The organism is Piscinibacter sp. PDB1-1 (genome assembly GCF_056675995.1).
Window position 1 is genome coordinate 715,294 of sequence record NZ_JBWVZJ010000003.1, and the last position, 13,317, is coordinate 728,610.

Consider the following 13,317-nt stretch of genomic DNA (forward strand, 5'->3'; position numbering starts at 1 on the left):
CAACGCAACACACAACCGCCTGGAGAGAACATCATGTTTGAACGCATCGTCGCCCCCGCCCTGACCTTCCTGGTTCTGATCGCCGGCCACGTGGCGATCGCGAGCGCCCTGATCGGCGCGCCGGCCGAGCAAGCCGCGCCGCAACTGGCCAAGGCACCTGCTGTCCCGGTTGTCATGCTTGACACGGTGGTCGTCACCGGCAAGCGCAGTTCCTGAAACATCCGGGCCCGACTGCCTGACCCGGCGATCCCGTTGTCGGGCTGAAGCCCCGGATCACTCATTGGCGACAAGGCCGAGCCTTGTCGCCATTTTTGTTTCTGGGGCGGGCAATCGCCAGCTGCAGTTCACGCCCCGCTTTCGGCAGTTCATCGCAATCCGCTGGTGAGGCCGCGGCCCGCTGCCTAGAGTCACTCTCAACGCCCATCTCGACACATCTCACCGGAGCCCGCCATGTTGGATCGCCTCTTCGCCCCCGCCCTTACTTTTCTCACGCTGATCGCCGGCACCATCGGCTTTGCCAGCGCACTCATTGCGATGCCTGCTCGCAGTGACGCCCCCCTGATTGCGCAAGGGATGTCACCACAGCAGGTCATCCAACTGGAACGCGTGGAGATCGTGGGCCGTCGCGCGGCGCCTGAGTTGAAGGTGGCTGACAAGGAGCCCGACGCCAAGCCCACCACGGCGGACAAGGGCTGACACCGCCTGACTCCCCCGCACGTGTGCTCACATGTGCCGGAACACGTGCACGAAGCTGCGGCTCACCGGCAGCACGTCGCTGCGCCCCTTGAGCCGCACCTCGGCGGTCTCATTCGGGCCGCGGTCGACCTGGCTCACCTGGTGCAGGTTGACGATCACCGAGCGATGAACCTGTGCGAAGCGATCGGGGTCGAGCTCATCGGCCAGTTCGCGGATGGTCTTGCGGATGAGCGCCTCGCCGCCTTCCCAAACGACCAGCGTGTACTTCTCGTCCGAGCGCAGGTAGGCCACCTGCTCGACCGGAATGAGGCGCAGGCTGTTGCCGACCGATGCCTTGATCCACTGCAGCCACCCCGCCGGGCTGGCTGCGCGCCGGCGCAATTCGGCCGAGACCTTTTCGATGACGGCATCGAGCCCCGCGCCTTCGAGCGGCGTGGCACGCGACAGGCGTTGCTGGAGGCGCTGCACCGTGTCGGACAAGCGCGCCTCGTCAAACGGCTTGACCACGTAGTCGACCGCGCCCTGCTCGAAGGCCGTCACTGCGTACTGCTCGAAGGCGGTGACGAATACCAGCTCGGCGCGCCGGGCGATCGAACGCGCCGCCTCGACACCGTTGAGGCCCGGCATGTGGACGTCGAGAAACACCACCTGCGGCGCATGCTCGTCGAACATCTCCACGGCCTCGCGGCCGTTGCGCGCCTGTGCGACCACGCTCAGGTCGGGCCACAGGCGCTGCAATAGGCCGCACAAGCGCTCGCGCAGCAGCGGTTCGTCATCGGCGATCAGAGCGCTTGGCATGCGTCCGCCATCAAGGTTGGGGGAAGACGATCACCGCGCGCAGGCCGCGGGGCGACTCCTGCAGCATCTGCAACTGCGCACCCTCGCCGAAGAACCCGCGCAGGCGTTCGCGCAGATTCCTGAGGCCGGTACCGGGGGCCGAGGTCTCCGACATGCCCCCGCCGGTGTCGGCCACCGACACCTCGACCTGCCCGCCGCTGGCAACGGCCACGACCTGGATGCGCCCACCCGACTCCTGCGGGTCGATGCCGTGGCGCACGGCGTTCTCGACCAGCGTGAGCAAGGCCATCGGCGGGAACCGGAACGCCGCCAGTTCCGCCGGCAGATCGACGCTGAACTCCAGCCGGTCGGGCATGCGCATGCGCATCAACTCCAGATAGGCGCGCACCAGGGCCATTTCGGTGCCGAGCGTGGTCGCCTGCTCGCCCAGCGCGGGCACGGCGGCGCGCAGGTAGGCGATCAGACTTTGCAGCACCTCGGCCGCGCGCGGCGAACCCGACTCGACCAGTTGCTGCACGTTGGCCAGGGTGTTGAAGAGAAAGTGCGGCTCGATCTGCGCATGCAGCAGGCGCAGCCGCGCATCGAGGGCCTGCTTTTCCAGCTGACTGCGCTCCAGCGCAAAGGCGAGTGTCTGGGCGCGCGCCTGGGCGTCACGCTCGCGCAGCAGGGCGCCCAGGGCCAGCACCAGGCCCAGGGCCATGGCCCACACGGTGATGTTCATGAACCCCGCCACCATGCCCTCGTGCGCCAGCACGCGCAGCACGCTGCCTTCGGCCATCCACAGGTACGCGAGCAAGGTGGCGACGGGTGCGGCCAGCACGATGGCCAGCACCTGCATCACCCAGCGCGGCACCCAGCGCTGCGGCCAGCGCCCGGCCATCTCGAATGCCAGCAGGAGGGCGAGACCGACGAAGACGGTGCGCGCCAGGATGCTGACGAACGAGGTGACGAAGTGCCCGTTGAGGAAGGCCGCAACCGCCGTCGCCACGGCCAGCACGAGAAGCAGGCGCGGCCCCCTGAAGGCCGAGCGCAGCAGCGACAGCGCCGCGGCGCGGGCAGATGCAGGTTGTGCGGCGGGCTGGGGGGAATCCATGCCGCTCACGATACGGGCATTCAGGCGGTTTCCCAAGATGTGCGGGCTCGTGGCTGCGACGAGCCACGGATTTGGGGGTGCGAATGGCGGCAGGCCGTGTGACAGCAGGTGGCAATACCCGCTCCTACAATCCGCCCCCGCCCCGCGAACCCACACGACTCCATGTTCAAGAACGCCCTCGTCTACCGCATCGGCCCCTGGGAGCCGCCCTCCAGCGCCGAGATCGAAAGCCGGCTCGACGCCGGTCGCTTTGTCGAATGCGGCGCGTCGCAGGCCGAGTCGGTCGGCTGGGTCGAGCCGCGTGGCGAGAAAGGCGGCGCGCTCATGGAAGGCGTTGGCGGCCAGCTCATCCTCAAGCTGTGCGTGGAGCGCAAGGCCGTGCCCAGCCAGGTGGTCAAGAACCAGCTCGACCAGCAGCTGGAGAAGATCGAGGCCGACACCGGCCGCCGCCCGAAGGGCAAGAAGGCCAAGGAGATCAAGGAAGACATCGTGCACGGCCTGCTGCCGCGCGCCTTCCCCAAGCGATCCACCACGCTGATCTGGATCGACCCGCGCGCACGCCTGGTGGTGGTGGGCTCGGGCAGCGTGAAAGCGACCGACCGCGTGGTGAGCATGCTGGTGGAGCTGCTTGCGAACGACAAGGGCGACGGCTTTTCGATGACTCTGGTGCAGACCGAGGTCTCGCCGGCCACGGCCATGGCCGACTGGCTGAAGACCCGCGAGGCGCCTGCCGGCTTCAGCATCGACCGCGAGTGCGAACTCAAGCAACCCGACAGCGAGAAGGCCACCGTGCGCTACGCGCGCCACACGCTCGACATCGAAGAGGTCGGCGAGCACATCGCGCAGGGCAAGCTGCCCACTTCACTGGCCATGACGTGGAACAGCCGCGTCTCCTTCGTGCTGAACGAGGCCGGCGCCATCAAGAAGCTCAAGCTGCTCGACGTGGCGCTCGAAGGCGTGGGCTCCACAGCCGGCGGCAACGGCGGCGGTAAAGATGAGAGCGGCGGCTTCGACACCGACGTGGCTCTCACCACAGGCGAGCTGAGCCAGCTGATCCCGCAACTGGTCGACGCGCTCGGCGGCGAGCTCGCGCGAGACAAGCCCACGCAGGCGGCCTGATCGCGCATCCCCATGAGTGCGCGCATCGCCTTCATCGGGACCGGCCGGCTGGGCACCGCGCTGGCAACGGCACTGCACCAGCGCGGCGAGGCCGTATCGATGGTGGCGAACCGCAACCCCGATGCAGCACGGCAACTTGCCACGCGGCTGCCCGGCTGCCAGGCGGTCGATGCTGCAACGGCCGCGCAGGCGGATCTGGTCTTCCTCACCGTGCGTGACGACGCGCTCGCGCCACTGGCCGCGCAACTGCCGTGGCGCCGCGGTCAGGCGGTGGTGCATTGCAGTGGCGCCACCGAGGTGTCGGTGCTGCAGGCGGCGGCCGATGCCGGCGCAGACATCGGCGGGTTTCATCCGCTGCAGATCTTTTCCGATCCAGCGCGGGCAGTCGAACTGCTGGGCGGCAGCACAGTCGCCATCGAAGGCCCGGCGCCGCTGGAGGCACGCCTGCGCGATCTCGCCACCGTGCTCGGCATGCACCCGTTGCGCCTGCCACCTGGCAGCCGCGCGCTGTACCACGGGGGCGCCAGCTATGCGGCGAGCTTCCTGCTCTCGATGCTGGCCGAGGTGGGCGCGATCTGGCGCAGCTTCGGTATCGAAGACGAAGCGCAGCTGCTGCGTGCCGTACTGCCGATGGCGCAAGGCACCCTGGAAGCCGCACGGAGCAAGGGGCTCGCCAATGCAGTGGCCGGGCCGATCTCGCGCGGCGACGATGGCGTGATCGCCCGCCACCTGGCCGCACTCGACACGCTGGGGCCTGAGCACGCCGCGCTGTACCGCGAGTTCACGCGGCGCCAACTGGCGCTCGTGCAATCCGCGGGCCGACTCAGCGACGAGCAGGCCGAGCGCGTGCGGCGGATCATTTCCCCAGAATGAATTTCAGGATCTGGGCCTGCGTGCCCGGGTCGTCGTCGAAGCCACCGTGCGTGGTGGCACCGCTCACCGCGCCGGGCGCGACAACGCTCTGGCTGCGGGGCAGCTTGCGGGCATAGGCATCGAAGTCCTTCTTCAAGCCGAGCACCGGCGTGGTGTTGCCGCCTTCGAAGGATTCACGCACCAGGTAGAGCACCGAGCGGCGGTAAGCGCCGCAAGTGCCTTCGTCCTGCTCGGCCCGGTCGGTCAGGTGAAACTGCTGGTAGCGCTTGACGACGCCCGATTCGAGATGCGGGCGCACGCACTGGTCGAAGGTCGACACCTTGACCGCCGGCGCCATGAAGCTCACCGATTCGAAGCGCAGCCCCTCTTGCGCCAGGCGGTCGATCATGTGGCTCGCAACGATGCTGCCCGCCGAATGCGCCACGAAGTGCATGCGCACGCGCTGGTCGGCCACGCCGTGCTTGAAGTGGCGATACAGCAGCACGCCACCGGCCTGGTCGTCGTCACCCACGTCCGGCTTGTAGGCGCTCATGCGGTCGGCGTTCGACTTCACCTCGCTCCAGATGCGCGTGCCGGGGCGCGAGAGCAGCCGCTCCAGGCGCTGGTCCCACCAGCCGGAGAGCGCGTAGCCGGCCACGCCGGGGTGCGTGGGTACCTCTTTCACGGCGTCTTCGATGTAGCGCAGCAGCGTGGTGTGAAAGTCGGTCTCCCACATCAGGAAGATCGGGAACACCTTGTTCTCGTACATGTGCGGGATCCAGCGGGCGGCCACCTCGGCCGCGGCCGCTTCGCCCTCCAGGCCGCCGTGCGCGTAGATGCACACATCGACCACGCCCCGCTCGCGCGCCCAGAGCTTGCGCGCATGCACGAGTTGCACATCGACCAGCGCGCGCACATCGTCCGGCTGGGTGCGGAACACCCCTGAGTTGCTGAGCGAGCCGTCGTGGCCCATGTTCACGATGAAGGGCGAGATCTCGCGGTTGCGCAGGGTCTCATCGGCCGCGAGGGCCACGCGCCCGGCCTTGTCGGTGCGCAGGCTGATGGCCTGCGAGATGGCCGTGTGGTCGCGCGTGACCACACCGAGCTGCGCCACCCAGCAGTCCATCGCGTTGCGCAGCCAGTCGTCGTAGGTGAGGATCGCGTAGCCGTGCGATCCCCAACCCGGCCCCCAGGAGTTCTGGATCAGGAAACCGCGCTCGTTGTAGCCCACGATCACGAAGGCATGGCCGGGGTGGTCGGCCTCACCGCCTTGCACCGGGATCTCCCACACGCTCTTGAACGACGCGGGGCATCGCTTCATCGGCGGCTGCTCCAGGCCGACATCCCAGCCCGAATGGCAGCCGCAGCTCGCGTAGATGATGCCAACCTCATTCAACGCGGCATGCATGTCGGTGAGCGACTGTGTGTCGATGCGGTAGTACGCACCGAGCGGGCGCTTGACGGCATCGAACCACCAGTCTTCGGTGGGCTTGGCCTTGGCCTCGGGCATCTCGCGCTCGGGGAACAGGTCTTCGCGGCAGGCCCCGTGCTTGAACCAGCCCTTGAGTGCACCGCGCAGGCTGGAGCCGATGTCTTGCGCCGACCCCGGGAACTCGTCGTAGCGCCGCGCCATGGAATACAGCATGAAGCCCGAAATATTCGGCGCTTTCTCGCGCCTGGCACTGCGCAACAGGTACTCGACCACCACCGAGAGCGAGAAGCCGGTGCAGGCCAGCGTGTCGCCCTGGTTCTTGATGGGCAGGGCGACAGCCGGGAACAGGGTCGCCGCGGGCGGGCGGCTCACTGCCGGGCGAAAGGGGCGGTCACGGGAGTCGGGCGGATCGGGCCGCGCAACGCGCATGAACAAGGCCGTGGGCTTCTTCTTCGTGGCCGTGCCGGTCTTCTTCGTGGCGGTGGTGGTCTTCGTGCGCGTGGCCATGGTGTCCCTGCTGCGTTGCGGAGGGCGCATGGTCTGGGCACGATCCGCAGCCGTCAAGACGGCGGCGTTGGCGGCGTGCGACGCCCCGGCGCGGGCCGGGGTTCACGCGGTCAGGCGGAGCCCCGGCTTGCGCCGGGATCTCCGCTATCGATCGAACGGAGAGCCGCTTACTTCAGCGCCTTGAAGCGCACGCGCTTCGGGCGGGCGCCTTCTTCGCCCAGGCGCTTCTTCTTGTCGGCCTCGTACTCCTGGTAGTTGCCGTCGAAGAAGAACCACTTCGAATCGCCTTCGCAGGCCAGGATGTGCGTGGCGATGCGGTCAAGGAACCAGCGATCGTGCGAGATCACCATCACGCTGCCGGCGAACTCGAGCAACGCGTCTTCGAGCGCACGCAGGGTTTCGACGTCCAGGTCGTTCGACGGTTCGTCGAGCATCAGCACGTTGCCGCCCTGGGCCAGCGTCTTGGCCAGATGCAAGCGGCCGCGCTCACCACCCGAGAGCGAGCCCACCAGCTTCTGCTGGTCGTTGCCCTTGAAGTTGAAGCGGCCAATGTAGGCGCGCGAGGGCATCACGAACTTGCCGACCACGATGTTGTCGAGCCCGCCCGAGACGTCTTGCCACACCGTCTTGTCGGCTTCGAGCGATTCGCGGCTCTGGTCGACGAAGGCCATCTTGGCCGTCGGACCGATCTTCACGGTGCCGCTGTCGGGCTTCTCCTGCCCAGAGATCATGCGGAACAGCGTTGACTTGCCGGCGCCGTTGGGGCCGATGATGCCGACGATGGCGCCGGCCGGCACCTTGAAGCTCAGGTTGTCGATCAGCACGCGGTCGCCAAAGCTCTTGGTGACGTTCTCGAACTCCAGCACTTCATGGCCCAGGCGCTCGCCCACGGGGATGAAGATCTCGTTGGTCTCGTTGCGCTTCTGGTACTCGACGTCGCTCAGCTCCTCGAAGCGCGCCAGGCGCGCCTTGCTCTTCGCCTGGCGGCCCTTGGGGTTCTGGCGCACCCACTCCAGCTCCTTCTTCATCGCCTTGGTGCGCGCGTCTTCGGTCTTCTGCTCCTGCTCCAGTCGCTGCTCCTTCTGGTCGAGCCAGGTGGAGTAGTTGCCCTTCCAGGGGATGCCCGATCCGCGGTCGAGTTCGAGGATCCACTCGGCGGCGTTGTCGAGGAAGTAGCGATCGTGGGTGATGGCCACCACGGTGCCGGGGAAGCGCTGCAGGAACTGCTCCAGCCAGTCCACCGATTCGGCGTCCAAGTGGTTGGTGGGTTCGTCGAGCAGCAGCATGTCGGGCTTGCTGAGCAGCAGGCGGCACAGGGCCACGCGGCGCTTCTCGCCGCCGGAGAGCTTGCCGATGATGGCGTCCCACGGTGCCAGGCGCAACGCGTCGGCGGCCAGTTCGAGCTGCAGGTCGGTGTTCTCGCTGCCGGCGGCGGCGATGATGGCTTCGAGCTCGGCCTGCTCGGCGGCGAGCTTGTCGAAGTCGGCGTTCTCTTCGGCGTACTCGGCGTAGACCTCATCGAGGCGCTTCTTGGCGGCCAGCACGCCGCCGATGCCTTCTTCGACCGCTTCGCGCACGGTCTGGTCCGGGTTCATCACAGGCTCCTGCGGCAGGTAGCCGATCTTGATGCCGGGCATGGGGGTGGCTTCACCCTCGATGTCCTTGTCCACCCCGGCCATGATCTTGAGCAGAGTGCTCTTGCCCGAGCCGTTCAGGCCCAGCATGCCGATCTTGGCGCCCGGGAAGAAGCTGAGGGAGATGTTCTTGAGGATCTGACGCTTCGGCGGAACGATCTTGCCGACGCGGTTCATGGTGAAGACGTACTGGGCCATGGGGCGCTTCTCTCGGTGGAACTGGGGATGGAATGCGGCCGCGTGACGCGGGCGGAAGCCGGGGATTATCCCGGACATCGGATGCCCCACCCGTCGCCACGGGCGGCTGCGCCAGCTTCGTAGCCTCTCAACTCGCCTCAGCGCGAGTCGGACGTGTCGTTCTGGCGCGCGCCGCGGATGTTCATCGCGATGAGGCAGAACTGCAGCACCACGAGCGCCCAGGCGTGAGTGGACCAGCCCCAGACGATCCACAACGCATTGCTGAACAGGAAGACCCAGAAGCCATGCGCGCGGTGCGCGTCGTCCTTCGATGCCACCAGCCACGAGGCCAGCACGGTGGCCAGCATGGCCGGCCATTGCAACGCGTCGAGTGTGAGCATGTCGATCCTCCTCCGATCAGCCACTCTATCGGCCGCAGGCGCGTGGCCGCAGCGGGATGCATGCGGTTCTCGCTGTAGGACGGGCCGCCGCAGCGCTGCTCCCTGTCGACACACCCCCTTCACCTGGGGGACGAACGTGACGATGTCGTCGATCTGTATGCCCTTGCGTACCAGCAGATGGGCGCACGACCGTTACAATCGCGGCACTCGTCGCAGCACCAGTCACAGCGACGCCGTCAGTTCTGACACGAGCCCATCGCGGCTCAACCCACTCCCCCTCTGCCTGCGACTGGCGCTTGGCCACAATCAAGCGACAGGCCGATCGTTCTTCTGGAACCCCATGTCTTTCGACTCTCTCGGCCTTGCCGAGCCGCTGCTGCGTGCCATTCACGAACAGGGCTACACCACCCCCACTCCCATCCAGGCGCAGGCCATCCCGCTCGTGCTGCAAGGCGGCGACGTCCTCGGCGGCGCGCAGACCGGCACCGGCAAGACTGCCGGCTTCACGCTGCCGCTGCTGCATCGCCTGATGGCCAAGCCGGCCGTGCGCGATGCACGCGGCCGCCTTCCGATCCGTGCGCTGATCCTCACCCCCACACGCGAACTCGCGGCCCAGGTCGAAGAGAGCGTGCGCAACTACGGCAAGCACTCGAAGCTCACCTCGATGGTGATGTTCGGTGGCGTGGGCATGCAGCCCCAGATCGACAAGTTGAAGCGCGGCGTCGACATCCTCGTCGCCACGCCGGGCCGCCTGCTCGACCATGCACAGCAAAGGACGCTGGACCTGTCGCACATCGAGATCTTCGTGCTCGATGAAGCCGACCGCATGCTCGACATGGGCTTCATCCACGACATCAAGAAGGTGCTCGCCCTGCTGCCGCAGCAAAAGCAGAGCCTGCTGTTCAGCGCCACCTTCAGCGACGAGATCAAGGCCCTGGCCGACCGCCTGCTCAACAAGCCGGGCCTGATCGAAGTGGCGCGCCGCAACCAGACCAACGAGAGCATCGCGCAGAAGGTTCACCCCGTCGGCCGCGAGATGAAGAAGGATCTGCTGGTCCACCTCATCAAGAGCAACGACTGGCACCAGGTGCTCGTCTTCACGCGCATGAAGCACGGCGCCAACCGCTTGGTGGAGCACCTCGTCAAGAGCGACATCACCGCCATGGCCATCCACGGCAACAAGAGCCAGAGCGCACGCACCAAGGCGCTCGCCGACTTCAAGAGCGGCGATCTGCAGGTGCTGGTGGCAACCGACATCGCCGCGCGCGGCATCGACATCGATCAACTGCCGCACGTCGTGAACTACGAGCTGCCCAACGTGCCCGAGGACTACGTGCACCGCATCGGCCGCACCGGCCGCGCGGGCGCGCAGGGCGAGGCGGTTTCGCTGGTGTGCGTGGACGAGAACGGCTTCCTGCGTGACATCGAGAAACTCATCAAGCGCGAGATCCCCAAGGAGGTGATCGAAGGCTTCGCACCGCACCCGAGCGAACGCCCCGAGCCCATCGTGCTCGGCCGCATGACGATCGGCCAGGGCGCAGGCCGCGGGGGCCAGCGCTCCCACGGTGGTGGCGGCGGCGGTCGCGGTGGAGACCGCGGCAACAGCGGTGGTCGCCAAGGCCAGGCCGCACCGTCTCGCGACGGCCACCATGCGCCGGCCCGCCAAGGCCAGCCCGGCGGGCGCAGCGCAGGCAGCACAGCACACAAGCCAGCACAGCCTGGCCACGGCGGCGCGCGCCCGCACGGCCAGCCCCAGTCGGCCCGCCCGCAAGGCCCGCGCCCCGAGCCACGCCGTGACGGCGGCACCAAGCAGACGCCGCGCCTGACCTCGGGCCCGAAGCGCTGATGTGAGTACAGTGGCCGACACCATGGCCACTGATTCCACCGACCGCATTGCGCTCATCGCCGGCAGCACCGGGCTGGTCGGCCATGCGCTGCTGCCCCTTCTGCTGGCTTCGCCACGCTACGCGAAGGTTCATGCGCTCGTGCGCCGGTCGGGCCTCGCGCCGCAATCCCGATTGCAGGTGCATGAGGTCGACTTCCAGGCCCTGCCCGACCTGCCGCACGTGGACGACGTCTACATCGCCCTCGGCACGACGATCAAGGTGGCGGGCTCGCAGGCGGCGTTCCGGCAGGTCGATTTCGACGCCGTCGTGAACACCGCACGGGCTGCCCACCACGCAGGGGCACGCCGCCTGGCCGTGGTTTCGGCACTCGGCGCGGATGCGCACTCGCGCGTGTTCTACAACCGCGTGAAGGGCGAGATGCAGCAGGCCGTGGCCGAGATCGGCTACGAGACGGTCGTGATCGCGCGGCCTTCGCTTTTGCTCGGCGATCGAAGCGCGCTGGGTCAGCCGGTGCGCGCGGGCGAGGTCTGGGGCGCCCGCTTGATGGGCTGGTTGCCACGCGGCATTCGCCCGATTCGCGCCAGCCAGGTGGCAGCATCGCTTGTGCGCGCGCTGCAGGATGGCAACCCCGGCCTCACCCTGCTGCGCTCGGGCGACATGCACTGAGGCGCCCCGCTCGCCGCCGAACTGTCACAAAGTGTTTCGCCGAGGGCTGAAAAGACCTTCGCTGCTTGCAGGTTGTCGCGTCGCAGCATGAATGAGCGCTTACAACAGAGCCTTTCTGCCGTTTTGTGGAGTAAGTCTCATGCGTACAACCTGGAACACGGCCTGGCAGGGCTCGGATCTGGTCCTTTTCCGCGATGAAGTCGAGGTCGATCGCTTCGCGTCATCCCAGATCGAACGGGTCATCTTTGCTCACCGCGGGAATGGCGACACGCCGGGCGACCTGATGTTCGCGCTGGTCGAACTGCCCGAGGAATACGTGCTCCTTCCCGCCGAGACCGGCTTCGCCGGCCGCGTCAATTTCGAACGGCTGAGTTTCTGGTCCGAGAGGCAGTGTGTGTACTGGGTGCCCGAGGGCAAGGCCTCGCTGCCCACGCGCCTGCGCCGCGGGCTCTGGTTGCTACGTCCCGGCGCGCCGGCCTATGCTCGCGTGCCGCGCAGCGAACTCGCCTCACGCATCGAGCAGTGGCCGCTGGTGGGGCCGCAGACCTGGGAGCAGCGCAAGTGGATGCGCATCGCGCTCAGCCGCCCGTTCGCCGGAATGAACAGCACCACCCCCACGCAACCCGGCGAATTGCTCGATAACGCACCGAGACGCCGCGCCTGATCCCCGACTGATTCGCTCGCTACAAGCGCGCACATGAAAAACCCGGCCTCGGCCGGGTTTTCACTTTCGGTGCGTGCGTCTTCAGGCGCCCGAAGCTGCCTTCTTGGAGGAGCTCGACTTCTTCTTTGCAGACGAGCTCTTCTTCTTGCTCGAAGCCGGCTTCTCGCTCTTCGCAGCCGGCGCGGTCTTGGCTGCGGGTTCAGCGGCAGCAGCAGGTGCCGCCGAGCCTTGCGCGAATGCGCCGAGAGAGAAACAGGCAGCGACCAGGGCCGCGATGATCTTGTTCATCAGGATTCCTTTGCAGTGTGTCGAGCATTGCGCTCGTCATCACAACGCCACCCCGATGACGGCGGTTGACGCCCTTCTGCGTGCATCTCGCACCGTTCAGCTTGCATCCAGCATGAGTAGAAGCTGAACCACACATCGGCGATTCAATCGAAGCGCCCTTCGCGCAACCACTTGGTGGCAACCCACTTTTCACCTTCGAGCACGGGCGCGCCGCCATGCAGGGTCTTCGTCATCGGGTGCGCGCGGTCGTAGCTGAAGAACACGGCGTTGCCTTTGACCGGTGCGACCTCGAGGTTCACGTCAGGAAAGGTGGTCGCACCGCCGCGCTCCGGCGTATTGAGGTAGGTGACGAGCGTGGCCACGCGCTGGCCGCCGCGCTTGAGGATGGTGGGCGTGCCGGCCTGAGCGGGGTCGAAATAGTCGTAGTGCGGCTTGTACTCCGCACCCGGCCGGTAGCGCAGGATCTGCAGGCCCTCGCCGTTCTCGACCGGCCAGCCGAACAAGGCGGCGATGCGGGCCTCGATGCGCGCGCACATCTCGTTCTCGCCGCGGCCGAAGAACATGCCTTCGCTGGTGCGCGCCACGTTGACCTCGCTCGCACCCGTGCTGGTGACCACGGTCTCGGATCGCGCCAAGCGTGCGCGCGCGAGCGCGATGAGTTCATCGCACTCGTCGTGCGTCATCAAGTTGCCGAGCACGATCACGCGTGGGTTGCGCAAGGTCATCACGATCTCGACCTTGTGGCCGTCGACCACCAACGCATTGGGGGCATCGAAGATCGGCGGCTCGGGCACGCGCGCAGGCGCCGGCAGGCCATTGGCCTGGGCGTGGTCCTTCAGGAAGCCCGAGAGCGTGTCTTCGAGCGCGGCGAGTGCAACGTCTTCGTCCCAACCGCTGGCCATCATCGACTTGAGCACTTCGTCGGGCGGGCGCGCGGCCTTGGCCTGTTCGATGATCCACTGCTTGAGTTCGGGGGTAACGTTCTGCGTGCTCATGTCAAACCTCGTCTGCCACCGGAGGTGGTCAAAAAGCGCGGAGCGATTCTGCCGGATCGCAGGCTGCCGTCACAATTCCCGTACGCCAAGCGCCAAGCACCAAAGCCCGCAGAGCGAAGGAAAGAAGCCGCGATGACGAAGGTTCAAG

At 67.1% G+C, this 13,317-nt stretch carries 14 protein-coding genes; 7 read left to right on the forward strand and 7 right to left on the reverse strand.

Annotated features, from left to right (window positions below; translation table 11 throughout):
* The first annotated feature begins 33 nt into the window (after window positions 1-33).
* Window positions 34-216: a hypothetical protein gene (locus AC1KAR_RS19205; protein WP_480320660.1), complete on the forward strand. Its 183-nt coding sequence runs from the start codon at window positions 34-36 to the stop codon at window positions 214-216.
* A gap of 234 nt (window positions 217-450) precedes the next feature.
* Window positions 451-696 carry a hypothetical protein gene (locus tag AC1KAR_RS19210; protein WP_480320662.1) on the forward strand — a complete coding sequence of 82 codons (246 nt, stop codon included), beginning with the start codon at window positions 451-453 and terminating at the stop codon, window positions 694-696.
* 27 nt (window positions 697-723) lie between these two features.
* On the opposite strand, the gene AC1KAR_RS19215 is transcribed toward AC1KAR_RS19210, so the two are convergent.
* Window positions 724-1,494 (reverse strand): LytR/AlgR family response regulator transcription factor, encoded by a 771-nt coding sequence (locus AC1KAR_RS19215; RefSeq protein WP_480320664.1) that lies wholly within the window; start codon window positions 1,492-1,494, stop codon window positions 724-726.
* A gap of 10 nt (window positions 1,495-1,504) precedes the next feature.
* Entirely contained in the window at window positions 1,505-2,587 is a 1,083-nt protein-coding gene (locus AC1KAR_RS19220) for a sensor histidine kinase (RefSeq protein WP_480320666.1), read from the reverse strand.
* Between the two features lie 162 nt (window positions 2,588-2,749).
* On the opposite strand from AC1KAR_RS19220, the gene AC1KAR_RS19225 reads away from it, so the two are divergent.
* Window positions 2,750-3,706 (forward strand): recombination-associated protein RdgC, encoded by a 957-nt coding sequence (locus AC1KAR_RS19225; protein WP_480320669.1) that lies wholly within the window; start codon window positions 2,750-2,752, stop codon window positions 3,704-3,706.
* 12 nt (window positions 3,707-3,718) lie between these two features.
* Complete coding sequence (locus AC1KAR_RS19230; RefSeq protein WP_480320671.1) at window positions 3,719-4,579, forward strand: Rossmann-like and DUF2520 domain-containing protein; 861 nt, start codon at window positions 3,719-3,721, stop codon at window positions 4,577-4,579.
* On the opposite strand, the gene AC1KAR_RS19235 is transcribed toward AC1KAR_RS19230, so the two are convergent.
* From AC1KAR_RS19235 to AC1KAR_RS19245, 3 genes are all read right to left on the reverse strand, one after another.
* The gene (locus AC1KAR_RS19235) at window positions 4,563-6,497 is read right to left on the reverse strand and encodes a C1 family peptidase (RefSeq protein ID WP_480320673.1); all 1,935 of its coding nucleotides are present in this window, start codon (window positions 6,495-6,497) and stop codon (window positions 4,563-4,565) included. The genes AC1KAR_RS19230 and AC1KAR_RS19235 overlap by 17 nt on opposite strands.
* 167 nt (window positions 6,498-6,664) lie before the next feature.
* The gene (gene ettA, locus AC1KAR_RS19240; protein ID WP_480320675.1) at window positions 6,665-8,329 is read right to left on the reverse strand and encodes an energy-dependent translational throttle protein EttA; all 1,665 of its coding nucleotides are present in this window, start codon (window positions 8,327-8,329) and stop codon (window positions 6,665-6,667) included.
* Window positions 8,330-8,466: 137 nt separating this feature from the next.
* Window positions 8,467-8,709, reverse strand: coding sequence for a hypothetical protein (locus AC1KAR_RS19245; RefSeq protein WP_480320677.1), 243 nt, complete (start codon window positions 8,707-8,709; stop codon window positions 8,467-8,469).
* A gap of 340 nt (window positions 8,710-9,049) precedes the next feature.
* Here AC1KAR_RS19245 and AC1KAR_RS19250 point away from each other — a divergent pair, with 340 nt between their 5' ends.
* The 3 genes from AC1KAR_RS19250 (at window position 9,050) to AC1KAR_RS19260 (ending at window position 11,886) form a co-directional block, all read left to right on the forward strand.
* Entirely contained in the window at window positions 9,050-10,555 is a 1,506-nt protein-coding gene (locus AC1KAR_RS19250; protein WP_480320679.1) for a DEAD/DEAH box helicase, read from the forward strand.
* A gap of 22 nt (window positions 10,556-10,577) precedes the next feature.
* Window positions 10,578-11,222 carry an NAD(P)H-binding protein gene (locus AC1KAR_RS19255; protein WP_480320681.1) on the forward strand — a complete coding sequence of 215 codons (645 nt, stop codon included), beginning with the start codon at window positions 10,578-10,580 and terminating at the stop codon, window positions 11,220-11,222.
* Window positions 11,223-11,361: 139 nt separating this feature from the next.
* Window positions 11,362-11,886: a hypothetical protein gene (locus tag AC1KAR_RS19260; RefSeq protein WP_480320683.1), complete on the forward strand. Its 525-nt coding sequence runs from the start codon at window positions 11,362-11,364 to the stop codon at window positions 11,884-11,886.
* Between the two features lie 81 nt (window positions 11,887-11,967).
* On the opposite strand, the gene AC1KAR_RS19265 is transcribed toward AC1KAR_RS19260, so the two are convergent.
* Both AC1KAR_RS19265 and AC1KAR_RS19270 read right to left on the reverse strand, forming a co-directional pair.
* Window positions 11,968-12,174: a hypothetical protein gene (locus AC1KAR_RS19265; RefSeq protein WP_480320685.1), complete on the reverse strand. Its 207-nt coding sequence runs from the start codon at window positions 12,172-12,174 to the stop codon at window positions 11,968-11,970.
* 143 nt (window positions 12,175-12,317) lie between these two features.
* Window positions 12,318-13,169, reverse strand: coding sequence for a 2OG-Fe(II) oxygenase (locus tag AC1KAR_RS19270; RefSeq protein ID WP_480320688.1), 852 nt, complete (start codon window positions 13,167-13,169; stop codon window positions 12,318-12,320).
* Between the last annotated feature and the right edge of the window lie 148 nt (window positions 13,170-13,317).